Source organism: Pedobacter insulae, from assembly GCF_900113525.1.
GTDB lineage: Bacteria > Bacteroidota > Bacteroidia > Sphingobacteriales > Sphingobacteriaceae > Pedobacter > Pedobacter insulae.
In genome coordinates this window covers 78,048-92,782 of sequence record NZ_FOPP01000002.1, presented here as the reverse complement: position 1 = coordinate 92,782, position 14,735 = coordinate 78,048, and the positions used below count along the sequence as shown (strand labels likewise).

The window sequence follows — 14,735 nt, the reverse complement described above, 5'->3', positions numbered from 1 at the left end:
TTATTCTTCCTTTTGTTGAAATTTATAGAACAGATAACCTAAAAAGGGCAAGATAAGCAAGCTTCCTAGGAGTAATGCCCAGCCTAAGCTTTCTACGGTTTTAACCGGAGCGATACTTTCATATAATGAAATTGTTGTACCGTTTTTAAACCTTATAAAATTTGGAAAATGTGCATAGCTAATTGTCACTAAAATCATCGTGACTTGAAAACCCGCTAGAATTCTTAAAACCTTTGTTTTGCCTTTCAATAATAAGTACCAAAGTAAAATCAACGATAAGCTTGCCAAACAAACTGCGCTTAAGCCAATGGCATCTTTAAAAACCCAGCTCGTTAAAGGCACTCCATCAACTTGCGCAGCTACGAAGACTAACATTCCTATCAAAACAGCCGCTACATTCATAAATTCAGCCTTTTTGATAAACCGTTTTTTATCTGCTTCGACCTTACTTTCCCCTATTAGATAAATTGCAGCCAAAAAACCACATAAAGCAACGGTAAATAAACCAACAGCGATCGAGAACCAATTGAACCAACCAAACACATAGGCACTCAAAAAATCATTCGCCTGATTATCTATTTGCCCAGAAATAACACTTCCTGCTATGATGCCAAGGAATAGTGGGGTTATGAAGCTCGAATAAATGAAAATCTTGTTATATACCTCTTGCATTTGATCTTTTACCGCATCATAATGTCGAAATACAAAAGCTGTACCTCTTGCTATAACCCCAACTAACATAATTGCTAAAGGAATATGCAAATAAACAGACATGGTAGTGTATATTTTGGGAAACGCTACAAATAAAATCACAATTGTAATGATTAACCACATATGATTGGCTTCCCATACGGGACCAATTGCATGATACATCGTGCTGCGGGTTTTGCTTCTATTTTTTGAAGAAGTAAATAATTCAATGATACCCGCTCCAAAGTCGGCCCCTCCCAATAAAAAATATAGCAGAATAGCTAGACATAAAAAAGAGATGATAACAAAATCCATGACTAATTTTCTTTAACTGGGTTTATCATATTCCCATTATATAACATCGGAACCATTTTTATCTGCCTGTAAAGCAAAAAGATAACAATCACACTAAGCGAAGCATAAATGGCCGAAAACAAATAGAATGACCATGCAATCCCAGGCATTGGTGTCACTGCATCCTTTGTTCGCATGATGCCATAAATAATCCATGGTTGTCTGCCTACCTCTGTTACCACCCACCCTGCTTCCAGGGCGATATAACCTAATGGAATTGCCCAAACAAATAATTTCAATAGCCATTTGTAAGCTATAAGTTCTTTCTTTTTAAGGAGCATTACTAAGTAAACCATTGAGAGCAAAACTAATAGGCTTCCAATGCCAACCATTATTTGAAACGCATAGTGCGTGATCGCTACCGGCGGATGTTCATTAACAGGTATTTGATCGAGCCCCTTCACCTCACTCTTAAAATCGCCATGCGCTAAAAAACTTAAGGCACCTGGGATTTCAATACCCATATTCACTTCCTTCTTTTTTTCATTTACAATACCACCAATTAATAAGGGAGCTGCTTTCTGTGTATGATAATGCGCCTCCATGGCAGCCAATTTTGCCGGCTGGCGCTTTGCTACGTCTTTTGCCGATATATCCCCACTTACTGGCTGTAAAAGTGCGCAGATCACAGCAAACATTGCTGCAATTTTAAATGCCTTGTAATGAAAATCTAGGTATTGATTTTTTAGAATCATTAAAGCATGTACGCCCGCAACCGCAAAGCCGGTAGCAGTAAAGGCAGCTAAACACATGTGCAATGCTTGTGTAAACCATGCTTTATTGAACATAGCTGCAATCGGATCAATATTTACATAAGCGCCATTTATAACATCAAAACCTGCCGGACTATTCATCCATGCATTGGCGGCAACCACCAAAATACCAGAAGCCAACCCACTGGCGCCAACTATTACTCCTGTAAACCAATGGAACCATTTATTTAACTTATTCCAGCCATATAAGAAAAAGCCTAATGCTATGGCTTCAATAAAAAAAGCCGTGCCTTCTAGAGAAAATGGTAACCCGAATATTGGTCCAGCATGTTCCATAAACTTCGGCCATAACAAACCTAGCTCAAATGACAGCATCGTTCCAGAAACAGCCCCAGTAGCAAAAAAAATTGCTACCCCTTTACTCCATGCCTTAGTTATATGTTTATAAACCTCGTTATTTGTTTTTAACCATTTATAATGAGATACCGCCATAAAAAAAGGCATCACCATACCAATACATGCATAAATAATATGAAAACCCAGCGAGAGGGCCATCTGTGAGCGGGCTGCTAAAAAATCATCCATAAGAATAGGATTAGAATTAAGCAAATATACCGTATATGGCTATGAGTTTTTTTTAGCCGACAAAAAAATAATAATATGGAATGTTTCTGAATTACAGCGCAATAGTTAGCGCCCGCCAAGTTCGGTGTAAGCCGCAGTTAAACTTCGCGCTATACCGTCCCCCTGCCATTCAGGAGCGCCTGGAATTGTGGTTGCTTTTAAAATGTCTTCTTTGGTTTTACCAGCTTGTATTTCCGTTTTAACAAATGCCAGCAAACTTTCTAGATAATTTTTAAAAGCTTTAACATTTTCTTTGTCGCCAACCACTTTTTCTGGATCTAAACTATGGCCCGTTACTACGATCGTATCTTTATCGAACTGATTATAGATTTTATCTAATGCCGTTATCCAATTTCCAATATGTGCCCCATTTGCTTGATCGATATAGGGAAAACGACGATTAAAAACCAAATCCCCAACATGTACAATATTTGCGTTTTCGAAATGATAAACTACGTCGCCATTTGTATGACCCGAACCATAATAATAAGCACTTATTTTTTCTTTACCTACGGGAGCTTTCCATCCTTTTCCAAAGGTTACATCTGGAAAAAGTTGCTTATCTTCATTTTTGGCTTTTTCGGCAGCTAGTTTCTGATTAATTGCCGAGTTTTGATGGGCAACTACATGATCAACCATCCCTTTAAACGCAATATTACCAGCAGTATGGTCACCATGATGATGTGTATTCAATAAATATTTAAATGGTTTTTCTCCTAGCTTTTTCAGTTCGGCGATTACATTTGGTGCAGATGCTGGAAACTGCGAATCGACCACTACAAATCCGCTAGTTCCGTTTAGCCACGCTATTGTGCCGCCTTGTTCGGTAAAAATACCAACATCATTGCGCAGTGCTTTAAATTGGTATGCACGGTGAATGGACGAATTTGCAAATACATCAGCTTTATAAAAGGCAAGCAAAGCCATGGCTAATGCTGAATTTTGGATGAAGTGTCTTCTTTGCATAGGAATGAAATTAAAAAACCACGAATAATATCGTGGTTTAAATGTAGGGAATATTTAATTATTTTTATACACCGCCTCCAGGAATGGTACCTGGTTCGTGGCTATCACCAAGTGCATGGCTTGTACGTCCATGTTTTTTTGCAAAGTTGCTGGTTACCTTTGATGAAGAGTTTTTTTCTACGTTCTCTTCATTGCGGGGTGTCTCTTGTTCTGTATCGGTTACAGTTGCATCTCGCTGCAGTGCACTGTCCTTTTCGTGTTTCTTTTCCATGATATTTGCAATTTAGTTCGCTATATCAACAACCAATACAAAAAAATTGTTTTAAACTTTCTAAGCTAATGCATTTTGCTTCACGACCATTTTCACCTTTTCCATTAAATAATCAAGCTCCTCTTTGGTAGTGTATTTGCTGAACGAAAAGCGTACTGAAGGACGGTTTGGGTCAGCGTGAATACCATTTAGCACATGAGAGCCAATATTTGATCCAGAAGAGCATGCACTACCTCCGGAAGCACAAATACCATTAATATCTAAGTTGAACAGTAACATATCTGCCATATCCATTTCTGGAAAAGAAACATTCAATACTGTATATAAGCTTTTGCCAGCCTCAGTTTCACCGTTAAATGCGATACCTGGAATCTCGGCTATCAATTGTTCTTTCAAATAGTCTTTTAACCCTTGAATATGGGTCTGATGTGCTTGCATTTCATTATAGGCAATTTCAAGGGCCTTAGCTAAACCAACAATACCATAAACATTTTCAGTTCCCCCACGCATATTACGTTCCTGAGCGCCTCCATAAATCATTGGCGGTATTTTGATGTTACTGTTTACAAACAAGAAACCTACGCCTTTTGGACCATGCAGCTTATGCGCTGCACATACAAGAAAATGCGCTTTAAGCTTACGAACATCATGCACATAATGGCCCATGGTTTGAACGGTATCTGCATGATATATAGCATCATATTTTTCACAGATATCGCCAACTTTTTCCATGTTTGTTAATGTTCCAAGCTCATTATTTGCATGCATTAACGAGACAAAACTCCGATCATTACTTTTTAGCAGCTCTTCTAAATGCTCGTAGTCAACATTGCCTTTTTGATCTACATTTACAAAACTCAACTTATCAATTTGGCCATCTTTGAGCATCATGTTTAAAGTATGCTCAACTGCATGATGCTCAATTTTCGAAGTAATTGCATGTTTAATACCATAGGCAGCAATGCCGCAGCGAATAGCTGTATTATCGGCTTCAGTACCACCTGAGGTAAAAAATATTTCTGATGGCGATGCATTTAACAACCCGGCAACATTTTTTCTAGCTTTCTCTACCAAAGTCCTAACCTCACGCCCAAGTGCATGAATTGCTGATGGATTACCAAAATAATTCTGCATTACATTTGTCATCTCAGCAATTACAGCAGGATCTAACGGAGTTGTTGCGGCATTGTCTAAATAAACTCTTTTCATTTTATGATGTTTATACCGATTTGATTAGTTTAACTTTAATATCTCTTTAATATCTGAAATGATCTTATTGGCAAGATTTTCGGCAACAGTTTCGTTCTCGGCCTCGCTATAGATGCGGATAATTGGCTCTGTATTAGAACGTCGCAAATGTACCCACTCATTGGCAAACTCAATTTTCAACCCATCGATCGTACTATTAGGCTGGTCTTTATACTTTTCTTGAACCTTGATCAGTAAAGCATCAATATCCATTTCGGGAGTTAAGGTAATTTTATTCTTCGAAATATGGTAAGCTGGATAGGTGCTACGCAATATAGAAATCGATTTACCAAATTTTGCCAAATGCGATAAAAATAAGGCAATGCCCACTAATGCATCTCGTCCGTAATGAGATTCTGGATAAATAATTCCGCCATTGCCTTCGCCACCAATAATCGCGTTACTGGCTTTCATTTGGTTCACCACATTTACCTCTCCTACCGCTGCTGCAGTATAAGTAGCGCCTGCTTTCTCTGTTACATCTCTCAATGCACGCGTTGAAGAAAGATTGGAAACAGTATTACCTGGTGTATTTTTCAATACATAATCTGCCACGGCCACTAACGTATACTCTTCGCCAAACATCGTCCCATCTTCGTTAACAAAACAAAGACGATCTACATCAGGGTCTACTACTATACCCAAATCGGCTCTCTTTTCCTGAACTACCTTTGCTATTTCAGTCAAATTCTCAGGTAAAGGTTCTGGATTGTGCGGAAATTCACCGTTAGGTGTACAATATAGTTCGTAAATTGTTTCTACCCCTAAAGCTTTTAAAAGAGCAGGAATAAATATCCCCCCAGAAGAATTAACACAATCAATGGCGATTTTAAAATTTGCCTTTTTAATGGCATCAACATCCACCAAAGGCAATGCGAGCACCGCATCAATGTGTTTTTGTAAATAAGTGTCGTTCGATACAACTTTACCCAAATCGTTTACCTCTGCAAATGAAAAATCAGCTGCTTCAGCTTTTTCTAACACCTCTTTTCCGTCTGTATCACTAATAAATTCGCCTTTTTCGTTTAATAACTTAAGCGCATTCCATTGTTTAGGGTTATGACTAGCGGTTAAAATAATACCGCCTCCCGCCTTTTCTAATGGCACTGCTATTTCTACTGTTGGTGTGGTAGACAAGCCAAGATCAATTACCTCAATACCTAAGCCCTGCAAGGTGCCAATTACTAAGTTGTTAACCATTTCACCCGAAATACGCGCATCACGGCCTAATACTATTTTTTTATTTTGTGTCTTGTCAATTACCCATGCACCATAGGCAGCTGTAAATTTTACAATGTCCATTGGAGTTAAACCATCGCCTGCTTTGCCGCCAATAGTACCCCTAATTCCCGAAATAGATTTTATTAATGTCAAGTTCTTATAGATTTTCCCAAAAATAATAAAAATTTAAGGATTAGAAGGCTAATCGAATACACAGCTGGGTAATTTTTTAATTGCAACATTATTGCATTAAATAAATTATTTAGATATTCTTGCATTACAAAGTACTATATTTGTTGATCAAAAAACGTTAAAACACTGGGATAATGCAGCGAAAATGGTTTCAATTTTGGTTTAACTCACCTTATTATCATATACTTTACAGTCAACGTAATGATGAAGAGGCTGAATTTCTAATTGACAATCTATCTGCTTATTTAGCACCGGAAAAGAATAGCAAAATACTAGATATTGCGTGTGGAAGAGGAAGACATGCAATATATTTAAATAAAAAGGGCTACGATGTTACCGGCATAGATCTGTCTGAACAGAGTATTAAATATGCGCAACAGTTTGAACAAAGAAATCTGCATTTTTATGTGCACGACATGCGCAAGTTGGCGTATATCAATTATTTTGACATTGCCCTTAATCTATTCACAAGTTTCGGCTATTTTGAAACTGAAAAGGAACATGTGAATGCCTTGAAAGCTTTTAGAAAGGGTTTGAAAATTGATGGAACATTAGTTATCGATTATTTCAACACACAGAAAATCATCAAAAACTTAACCCAGCAAGAGATAAAAACAGTTGATGGCATTGAGTTTCATCTTCATAAATTTGTTTCTGAGGGGAAGATCATAAAGCATATCAATTTCGAGCATCGCTTAAAAGCTTATGCTTTTGAAGAAAGAGTTCAGGCATTTTCATTCACCGACTTTGAACGAATGCTCACCAAAGCTGGCCTCCAAATCAATGCTACATTTGGAAGTTATGGATTAGAGGCCTTTAATGAGGAAAAGTCAGACCGATTGATTTTAGTTTGCAAAAAAGCATGATAGCAGAGTTACAACAATTTGATACGGCACTTTTTCTTAAAATCCATAAAGATTTGGGAAACGACTTTTTCGATTTCATTATGCCCTTGGCGAGAAATCGGTTTTTCTGGGCGCCTTTGTATTTATTTATCATTGTTTTTTGCATTAAACAATATAAGAAACAAGGTTATTATATCATCCTAGGAATACTTATTACATTTGCCATGGGCGATTTAATTGCTTCCCGAATAATTAAACCGAGCGTACAACGTGTTAGGCCTTGTAACGAAGTTGGTTTGGCAAATAGCATTCATAGGCGCGTGCCCTGCGGCAGCGGATATAGTTTCCCTTCTGCACACGCCACCAATCACTTCGCTATTGCAGTATTCTTAATTTGTGTTTTTTACCGAAAATGGAAATTAATTTTACCTGTTGCATTAGCGTGGGCATTACTCATTGCATTTGCTCAAATTTATGTTGGCGTACATTATCCAATCGACACGATGGCAGGGGCTATTTTGGGGACATTTATAGGCCTTACTATTTCAACAATTTATAGAAAATTACAACCTGAATTATAAATGGAAATCTGGAAATTCCTAGTTTTGTTTTTTTGCGCCTTTGTAGGAGGGCTCGCTATTTTTTTAGTAAAAAATGATAGGTCTCAAACGTTAAAATTAATTCTGTCATTTAGTGGCGCATATTTATTCGCAATCACGGTATTACATCTCATACCCGATGCTTATAGTGGAATTGATGCCCACGAAATTGGTATTTTTATCTTAATTGGGTTTCTTTTGCAAGTATTCCTCGAGCAGTTTTCTGAAGGAGTAGAGCATGGTCATATCCACAAGCACCACGAGGGGCATGCATTTCCTTATGGTATCATGATAAGTTTATGCTTACATGCATTTTTAGAGGGAATGCCATTGGTTAAAGACCAGAATAACGAGTTGATTTTTGGCATTTCACTTCACCATATCCCTGCCGCATTTGCATTAGCCAGTATTTTAGTCCAAAATCAGTTTAAAGCCCAATCAATTGTTCTATTCATTACCGTATTTGCGCTCATGGCACCATTTGGTTATTATTTTAGCGAAAGCTTAAATAATGGGCGTATTAGCGGAATGGAACCATATTTTAACAAAGTGATGGGCATTGTAATCGGCATATTTCTGCATATTTCAACTACGATACTGTTCGAATCAAATACTGATCATAAAATCAATAAAAGGAAAATGCTTGCCGTATTGGCAGGATTAGGAGTTGCATTGATTGGATTTTATAGTGCCGGACATTAGTTAGCCTCTATATTTATCTAATAGCAAGTTTAGTTGTTCTGCCTCTTCCTCAGATAGATTTGGCCTAATAAAAGCTGATAAATCTATCTCCCTATCCAATTTTTCCAACAATTTCAGGCCATCCGCAGAAATAACAATATCCAGTGCTCGCTTATCAGTGTTATTGACATTCTTATGAATATAGCCCTTTTGAACCAGTCGCTCTACAATTCTTGATACATCACTCAACTTATCTATTATCCTTGATTTTAATAAATTAATAGTGCAGGGGTGTGGATATTGACCTCTTAAAATTCTTAAAATGTTAAACTGTTGTTGGGTAATGTTATAGGGATTAAAAGCTTCCTTAACACGTTGATTGCTCCAATGGTAGGTAAAAAATATATTCACTAAGGCTTGTTGAAATACATTCTCAAATTTCGAACTCTTTACTTCCTTTTTTAGTTCCATTATTCTTCTTTAGATTGGCTGTTTTTCGTTTTTGGGATAGTTTGTTTAATTTCTCGCTTATAATTCCAGGGACAATGTTTACAACCATTTTTACAACAATAGCCTCTTTTCAGATGATATGCCGCTGTAAAAACCATCAATCCATCTTCATTAAAGTAAAAATCCACCCCCTCTTCCATTAGTTAAGCAATTTAACGACCAATTTTTCTCCAAAGTAATTTTGCAAGTGTGTTCCACTTCCATGGGTAGTCCAAACTTCACTAGGATTAACTTTCTCCACCGTTTCTAAAATAGCATCCCAATCAACATGATCAGAAATATATAATTGAATTTCATTGTTATTCTGAAGGTGCTTCCAACCTGTTGCAAAGATCCTAACGACATTTATTGCTTTAAAATAGCTATGAAAAACCATTGGGGGGACAATATAAATCAGATCTACCTGGTTGTTTTTCATAACCTTTCTATCATATACTTCGTACTTCCCTAAACGGATCCCTAATTCCTCATAAATTTTAACAAACGGCACTATGCTATGATGTACCAATATCCTTTTTTGAGTACAGTGTTGGTTAATCATGGCAATTAAACGCTGACTTTTACCCAAGGCATAAGCGCCTAGCATAATATTACTTTTAGTTTCATTTAACTTTTTGATTTCCTCAATGGCTTCAGGATGCTTCGTGTCTGGATTTGCAAAAGTTGTTTCGGTAATTAATACATCCGCCTTAACAAAAGCCATAGGCTCACAGGTATCATCAGCTTCTAACTTGTAATCGCCCGTATATAAATACCTAACGCCCTTATATTCCATTAACACTAAAGAAGAGCCCAACATGTGTCCAGCAGGATATAAACTTATGGCAACACCGTTTAACACAAAAACCGCCTCATAGTTTTTAATGAAAAAGTTGGCTGCAGCGAACTTCTTATACCTATGCTGCATGAAAGCCATTGTGGGTTTAGTACAAAATACATTTTGATTTCCTCCAACAGCATGATCGCCATGTGCATGTGAAATCACCGCTGTTACAACAGGTTCTTTGGGATCGAGGTAAAAGTTTCCATAACTGCAAAAAAGGCCTGTTTTTGTCTGGACAATAAAATCTTCTAATATCATAAGTTTGTGGATGCAGATAAAGCTAAAAACTGTTGATGCAAATTTAGCACTTGAAGAATTATTGAATCGGATAAGGAATTTGAAATGAAATAGTTTGCCATTTTTGATTTTTGGCCGTCCGTGAACTGCTTATCCATTCTGGCCATTACTTCAGCTTCGCTCACTTGATCGCGCTTCATTACCCTGGCTAACCTCAACTTCAAAGGGGCTGTTACCAAAATATTTTTATCGCATTGTTTATAAGAACCGCTTTCAAATAAAAGTGCTGCTTCTTTTAACACATAGGGCGCAGCGTAGACTTTAGTTGCTGCCCAATTTTCAAATGCCTTAAATACCGCAGGGTGAACTAATGCATTCAGCTTGTCCAGTTCTGCTTTTTGATGAAAAACTATTGCCGCAATATATTTATTGTTCAAGGTACCATCGGGGTGATAACTTTCAGTACCGAAAGTTTTTTTTATGCCCTCAACTAGTACTGGGTCGCTGGTCATCGCCAACTTAGCTGCTATATCTGCATAAAAAATTGGCACCCCTAAAGTTTCAAACACCTTACAAACAGTCGTTTTGCCGCTTCCTATACCTCCAGTTATCCCTATCTTAAGCATTACTTTTCGATAATAAAATTTATTTTCCGTGGTTTAATGCTCACTAATTTACAATACTCCGGAAAGCGGGACAAGCTTACGGTAAGCTGCTCATGATTTAACATCCTCCATTCGTTTATATCAACGTTGGCGACAATAAAATCCTCATCAACTTCATCGTATCTTGATAGGGCAACTGTAAAAGTTACTTTTACTTTTTTCGGATAAAGTTGAACGTTATGAAAATCATGGTTATTGATGATGTTCAATGGCACCTCAACAGTTTTTTCGGTAAACTCATCAACTGGCACTTTCACATCAACCGTAGTTGGGTAGATACTCACATTAACAATATTGTTTGTTTTTACGCCTATTTTGGTGTGCACCGATCCTTTCAAGTCTGTGAGCTTAAGGGTGTCGGTATACCACTCTTTAATCTTAACGAGTTCTTCTTGTGGACCCGATATATTTACGTATGAAGGTTTTAACTGAATCTCGCTGGCCAGTCCGAACTGCTTTTCAAAAGAAAAATTATACTTTAATTTAACTGGAACGCGTTTATTTGTTCGTTTAGAAAAATCAAAATACAAGGTATCTGGTTTAACGGAGATGATTTTTTGTGAGGTTTCCAATTGCTTATTTATCTGCGACAACTGTTCGGTAAACAAGATAAAATTGCGGTTATTTAATTTTTCCAGACTGATGGCAATCGACTGAGGGTTAATCCTTAGTCGCGCAAACAACAATTGCCAGCCCGTACCCTCCACTTGTAAATCAACTGTATCTGTTTGCAGTGCTTTAAATGCTTTCTTTTGAGGAAAATCTTTATATATTAAAACCGTTTTTGCATTATATACATACTTATGATTAAGGGCCATAAACAACCAGGCTCCAATTGCACAGAATAGGCAAAGTATGAGTACAAGAAATCGCTTTCTTTCTACCTTGGTTAGTTTAATAAATGGCATATTGTAAAACTACAAAAAAAAGCCGCTCTCCCGAAATTACAGAAGAGCGGCCTATTTAATTCTTTGTTATGCTTTTGGTAATGCAGCCGTTGTAGCAGCCTTCGTTGCATCAAGAGAGATGGCAGATTTATCAAAACGAATTTTGGTACCGCCTTCTACTTCAATTAAGAAAGTAGTATCGTTAGATCCAACTATTTTACCGTGAATACCCGCAGTAGTTACAATTTTGTCTCCAATTTTTAACTCCTCTACTAGTTTTTTATGGTCTTTTGCTTTCTTCATCTGAGGTCTGATCATGAAAAAATAAAAAACGATCATAATTAATACCATTGGTACTATTGTGCCCAACATATTATTGCCAGCCGCTTGTAAGATTACTGAATTCATTATATTTTATTTAATTGTTTAATTGGTTAACTGAAAAACTACTTCTTCGCCTTTACTTCGCCTACCACATGCAACGTAGCTAAATATGGGTTTGCATTTGAAATGATAGAAACTACCTTGTCTTGAATTCCTACTTTACCCTGGCTGTTAAAGATAACTTTTATCTTTCCTTCGTCGCCTGGTTTTATCGGTGTTGTTGGATATTCTGGCACCGTACATCCGCATGTTGCAGTAGCATTGCTAATGATTAACGGTGTTTTGCCAACATTCTTAAATTTAAATTCGTATTTAACGCTTTCACCTTCGTTGATCACCCCAAAATCATATAACTCTTCTTCAAATTTTATGACGGGGGCATCCACAGCCGAAACTGCTTTACCTGTTGAATCGAGTACTACTGCTGTTGAAGAATCTTTATTTTGACCACAAGCGGCAAGTAAAACCGAAACTAATAAACTTAAAATTAAACGCTTCATTATTTAATCCTCTATTAAACCTCTACCTAATTTTTTAATACTATTTGTTCTTTTCAGATCATTCAAAATTTTGTCCAAGATACCGTTAATAAATGAATTACTTTTCGGTGTACTGTAATCTTTTGATAATTCAAGGTACTCGTTTATGGTAACTTTCACGGGTATAGACGGGAAATTCATCAGCTCACAGATCGCCATTTTCATTAAGATCGTGTCCATTAAAGCAATACGCTCCGATTCCCAATTTTTTGTACGTTCAGCAATCAATTCTTGGTAAGCATTGTCATTCTTGATCGTATAGGCGAACAGATCTTTCACAAATCTGCTGTCCTCGTCCCAATCTGCGCTAATTGGTGTTAACTTATTTTTGAATGGATCTTCCTGAGTAAAGTTCTTAAGGGTTTTCGCAATCATACCTTTCATCACCTCACTATCAACTGGCCAATTGATAAATTTGTCTTCGAAAGCTTGAATAATATTGAGGTTTTTCAATAAAACCTTTCTGAAAATGAATTTGATAATCTCTTTTGAACTTTCAAGTGTTTCTTCTTCTTCAGCCAAATAAGCTGCATACTCCTTGGTATCTTTTAACTTTATAAAGATAGATTTCACTAACTCCGGATCCGAATGCCAGTTGATCTGATATTTATTTACTAAAGCACTATACTCCGGGTTTTGTTTTAAAACTACTGCAAACTTATTATGAAGTAGTTTCTGATTGGGACTTAAATCCTCTGCGGTAGGCAAATGCTTATTAGCTCTTTCAACTGCGTCATTGGCCGTATATTCGGTTACATCAACAATGAGTGCGAGCATTCGCACATACATTTCATAAACACTATCAATGCTTTGCATTAATGCTTTTTGACTGCTTACGCTGTCTTTCTTTTCTGTCATTTGCCAAGCAAAAATATTTTGCAAAGCTTTAATCCTTAAGTGCCTTCTATTTAACATGAAATGAATGTAAGAACGAGTAGTAAGTTTTACTGGTTGTAATTAATATGATGATTTTATTTTTTTAATGTCTGAGATCCTTTTTTCTGCGATTCTGCTGGCTGCTAAATTTGTAGGGATATTCTCGGCTTTAGACAATTTTATGACTTCTCTAGTGGCATTATAAATATTTTCTGTTAGTTGCATAGTTCTCTTTTTACCAAAGCCCGTTAACTCAGAATAACAATTTATTAACCCACCAGCATTGATTAAATAATCAGGAGCATACAAAATCCCTTTTTCCAAAAGCAGTTGACCATGGATCTGTTCGTCGCCCAACTGATTATTTGCTGAACCAGCAATGATGGCAAACTTCATTTTTTTGATTGTTTTATCATTAACTGTTGCTCCCAAAGCACATGGTGCATAAATATCGGCACCAATCGTGAAAATTTTATCAGCTTCAATTGCCTTTGCTTTATATTTTCTGGCCACTTGTTGTAGCCTTTCTTCGTTAATATCACTTACGTAAACTTCAACATTCTCTTTCCTTAGTAAATCTACGAGGTGTTCGCCCACATTTCCAATCCCTTGTACTACAACCGATCTTCCTGCAAGCATATCAGTACCATAAACTTCTTTCACACAAGCTTTAATACCTAAAAAGACACCTTTTGCTGTAATCGGCGCCGGATCTCCTGCCCCACCAATAGATTCTGGCACCCCTGTTACATGACTGGTTTCCATGCGGATATATTCCATATCCCTGGTGGTAGTACCCATATCTTCGGCAGTTACGAACTCTCCATTGAGGTTCTTAATAAATCTTCCGTAGCTCCGCATTAAGGCCTCTGTTTTGGCCATTCGCGAATCGCCGATAATTACCGCTTTACCTCCACCCAGGTTTAGACCAGCAACAGCGGCTTTGTAAGTCATGGCTTTCGATAAACGAAGCACATCTTCAAGAGCCTCAGCTTCAGTATTGTAATTCCACATTCTTGTGCCGCCCAAAGCTGGGCCTAATGTAGTGTCATGAATGGCAATAATGGCTTTAAGTCCGGTATCAGCATCATTGCAAAAAACTACTTTTTTGTGGCCTGATGCGCTTAATTGATCTAAAATGGAAGTAACTGCAGAACTATTACCAGACATACGAGTGTTGAATTGATAAGCTGCAAAATTAAGATAAAAATCCATTATTTTACCTAGTATTTTAAGGAAAATTAATAAAAGAAAAATTTAGCAACTATAGTTGGGTTTCATAAAATGAAAATTCTAAATTCTATTTTTAAAATTCGAAACTTGGGGTTATCGAATACTGTATATCATATTTGCGCTTTTCAGCTTAAGCTTTTTCATCTTCTTAATCATGAGATTTTTAGGGGGCAATCT

Annotated in this window: 18 protein-coding genes; 3 read left to right on the top strand and 15 right to left on the bottom strand. The window is 37.0% G+C overall.

Going from position 1 to position 14,735, the window contains the following annotated elements:
- The 6 genes from BM207_RS03310 to glmM all read right to left on the bottom strand — a co-directional run bounded on the left by BM207_RS03310 (position 1) and on the right by glmM (position 6,240).
- Positions 1–1,005 carry a cytochrome d ubiquinol oxidase subunit II gene (locus BM207_RS03310; RefSeq protein WP_090992154.1) on the bottom strand — a complete coding sequence of 335 codons (1,005 nt, stop codon included), beginning with the start codon at positions 1,003–1,005 and terminating at the stop codon, positions 1–3.
- A 2-nt stretch (positions 1,006–1,007) separates the two neighbouring features.
- Positions 1,008–2,342, bottom strand: a complete 1,335-nt coding sequence (locus tag BM207_RS03305; protein ID WP_090992153.1) for a cytochrome ubiquinol oxidase subunit I — start codon at positions 2,340–2,342, stop codon at positions 1,008–1,010.
- A 105-nt stretch (positions 2,343–2,447) separates the two neighbouring features.
- Entirely contained in the window at positions 2,448–3,347 is a 900-nt protein-coding gene (locus BM207_RS03300; RefSeq protein WP_090992152.1) for an MBL fold metallo-hydrolase, read from the bottom strand.
- Positions 3,348–3,411: 64 nt separating this feature from the next.
- Positions 3,412–3,618, bottom strand: a complete 207-nt coding sequence (locus BM207_RS03295; protein ID WP_090992151.1) for a hypothetical protein — start codon at positions 3,616–3,618, stop codon at positions 3,412–3,414.
- 60 nt (positions 3,619–3,678) lie between these two features.
- Complete coding sequence (locus BM207_RS03290) at positions 3,679–4,827, bottom strand: cysteine desulfurase family protein (protein WP_090992150.1); 1,149 nt, start codon at positions 4,825–4,827, stop codon at positions 3,679–3,681.
- Between the two features lie 24 nt (positions 4,828–4,851).
- Positions 4,852–6,240: a phosphoglucosamine mutase gene (gene glmM / locus BM207_RS03285; RefSeq protein ID WP_090992149.1), complete on the bottom strand. Its 1,389-nt coding sequence runs from the start codon at positions 6,238–6,240 to the stop codon at positions 4,852–4,854.
- A 173-nt stretch (positions 6,241–6,413) separates the two neighbouring features.
- On the opposite strand from glmM, the gene BM207_RS03280 reads away from it, so the two are divergent.
- Genes BM207_RS03280 through BM207_RS03270 form a run of 3 tightly spaced genes read left to right on the top strand, consistent with a single transcriptional unit; the run spans position 6,414 to position 8,425 of the window.
- Positions 6,414–7,145, top strand: a complete 732-nt coding sequence (locus BM207_RS03280; protein ID WP_090992148.1) for a class I SAM-dependent methyltransferase — start codon at positions 6,414–6,416, stop codon at positions 7,143–7,145.
- Positions 7,142–7,705, top strand: coding sequence for a phosphatase PAP2 family protein (locus BM207_RS03275; protein ID WP_090992147.1), 564 nt, complete (start codon positions 7,142–7,144; stop codon positions 7,703–7,705). The genes BM207_RS03280 and BM207_RS03275 overlap by 4 nt, the downstream gene beginning before the upstream one ends.
- Positions 7,706–8,425, top strand: coding sequence for a ZIP family metal transporter (locus BM207_RS03270; protein ID WP_090992146.1), 720 nt, complete (start codon positions 7,706–7,708; stop codon positions 8,423–8,425).
- Here the strand turns inward: BM207_RS03270 and BM207_RS03265 are convergent, their stop codons facing one another.
- The 9 genes from BM207_RS03265 to BM207_RS03225 form a co-directional block, all read right to left on the bottom strand.
- On the bottom strand, positions 8,426–8,875 hold the full coding sequence (locus tag BM207_RS03265; protein ID WP_090992145.1) for a MarR family winged helix-turn-helix transcriptional regulator: 450 nt from the start codon (positions 8,873–8,875) through the stop codon (positions 8,426–8,428). It lies immediately after the preceding gene.
- Positions 8,875–9,054, bottom strand: coding sequence for a C1orf53 family protein (locus BM207_RS03260; RefSeq protein ID WP_090992144.1), 180 nt, complete (start codon positions 9,052–9,054; stop codon positions 8,875–8,877). The genes BM207_RS03265 and BM207_RS03260 overlap by 1 nt, the downstream gene beginning before the upstream one ends.
- Positions 9,054–9,995 carry an MBL fold metallo-hydrolase gene (locus tag BM207_RS03255; protein WP_090992143.1) on the bottom strand — a complete coding sequence of 314 codons (942 nt, stop codon included), beginning with the start codon at positions 9,993–9,995 and terminating at the stop codon, positions 9,054–9,056. Before BM207_RS03255 ends, BM207_RS03260 begins: the two co-directional genes overlap by 1 nt.
- A complete protein-coding gene (gene coaE / locus BM207_RS03250; protein WP_090992142.1) occupies positions 9,992–10,600 on the bottom strand; it encodes a dephospho-CoA kinase in 609 nt (202 codons plus the stop codon). Before coaE ends, BM207_RS03255 begins: the two co-directional genes overlap by 4 nt.
- Positions 10,600–11,547, bottom strand: coding sequence for a CdaR family protein (locus BM207_RS03245; RefSeq protein ID WP_090992141.1), 948 nt, complete (start codon positions 11,545–11,547; stop codon positions 10,600–10,602). Before BM207_RS03245 ends, coaE begins: the two co-directional genes overlap by 1 nt.
- 66 nt (positions 11,548–11,613) lie before the next feature.
- Positions 11,614–11,937 (bottom strand): preprotein translocase subunit YajC, encoded by a 324-nt coding sequence (gene yajC, locus BM207_RS03240; RefSeq protein ID WP_090992140.1) that lies wholly within the window; start codon positions 11,935–11,937, stop codon positions 11,614–11,616.
- A 35-nt stretch (positions 11,938–11,972) separates the two neighbouring features.
- Complete coding sequence (locus BM207_RS03235) at positions 11,973–12,410, bottom strand: DUF1573 domain-containing protein (protein ID WP_090992139.1); 438 nt, start codon at positions 12,408–12,410, stop codon at positions 11,973–11,975.
- Between the two features lie 3 nt (positions 12,411–12,413).
- Positions 12,414–13,364 carry a transcription antitermination factor NusB gene (gene nusB, locus BM207_RS03230; protein ID WP_090992138.1) on the bottom strand — a complete coding sequence of 317 codons (951 nt, stop codon included), beginning with the start codon at positions 13,362–13,364 and terminating at the stop codon, positions 12,414–12,416.
- A 42-nt stretch (positions 13,365–13,406) separates the two neighbouring features.
- Complete coding sequence (locus BM207_RS03225) at positions 13,407–14,495, bottom strand: Glu/Leu/Phe/Val family dehydrogenase (RefSeq protein WP_090992500.1); 1,089 nt, start codon at positions 14,493–14,495, stop codon at positions 13,407–13,409.
- Positions 14,496–14,735 lie beyond the last annotated feature (240 nt).

Bases quoted from the DNA above. Each gene is read 5' to 3' on its own strand.
- BM207_RS03310 (WP_090992154.1), bottom strand. From the start codon at position 1,005: ATGGATTTTGTTATCATCTCTTTTTTATGTCTAGCTATTCTGCTATAT.
- BM207_RS03305 (WP_090992153.1), bottom strand. From the start codon at position 2,342: ATGGATGATTTTTTAGCAGCCCGCTCACAGATGGCCCTCTCGCTGGGT.
- BM207_RS03300 (WP_090992152.1), bottom strand. From the start codon at position 3,347: ATGCAAAGAAGACACTTCATCCAAAATTCAGCATTAGCCATGGCTTTG.
- BM207_RS03295 (WP_090992151.1), bottom strand. From the start codon at position 3,618: ATGGAAAAGAAACACGAAAAGGACAGTGCACTGCAGCGAGATGCAACT.
- BM207_RS03290 (WP_090992150.1), bottom strand. From the start codon at position 4,827: ATGAAAAGAGTTTATTTAGACAATGCCGCAACAACTCCGTTAGATCCT.
- BM207_RS03280 (WP_090992148.1), top strand. From the start codon at position 6,414: ATGCAGCGAAAATGGTTTCAATTTTGGTTTAACTCACCTTATTATCAT.
- BM207_RS03275 (WP_090992147.1), top strand. From the start codon at position 7,142: ATGATAGCAGAGTTACAACAATTTGATACGGCACTTTTTCTTAAAATC.
- BM207_RS03270 (WP_090992146.1), top strand. From the start codon at position 7,706: ATGGAAATCTGGAAATTCCTAGTTTTGTTTTTTTGCGCCTTTGTAGGA.
- BM207_RS03265 (WP_090992145.1), bottom strand. From the start codon at position 8,875: ATGGAACTAAAAAAGGAAGTAAAGAGTTCGAAATTTGAGAATGTATTT.
- BM207_RS03260 (WP_090992144.1), bottom strand. From the start codon at position 9,054: ATGGAAGAGGGGGTGGATTTTTACTTTAATGAAGATGGATTGATGGTT.
- BM207_RS03255 (WP_090992143.1), bottom strand. From the start codon at position 9,995: ATGATATTAGAAGATTTTATTGTCCAGACAAAAACAGGCCTTTTTTGC.
- coaE (WP_090992142.1), bottom strand. From the start codon at position 10,600: ATGCTTAAGATAGGGATAACTGGAGGTATAGGAAGCGGCAAAACGACT.
- BM207_RS03245 (WP_090992141.1), bottom strand. From the start codon at position 11,547: ATGCCATTTATTAAACTAACCAAGGTAGAAAGAAAGCGATTTCTTGTA.
- BM207_RS03235 (WP_090992139.1), bottom strand. From the start codon at position 12,410: ATGAAGCGTTTAATTTTAAGTTTATTAGTTTCGGTTTTACTTGCCGCT.
- nusB (WP_090992138.1), bottom strand. From the start codon at position 13,364: ATGTTAAATAGAAGGCACTTAAGGATTAAAGCTTTGCAAAATATTTTT.
- BM207_RS03225 (WP_090992500.1), bottom strand. From the start codon at position 14,495: ATGTCTGGTAATAGTTCTGCAGTTACTTCCATTTTAGATCAATTAAGC.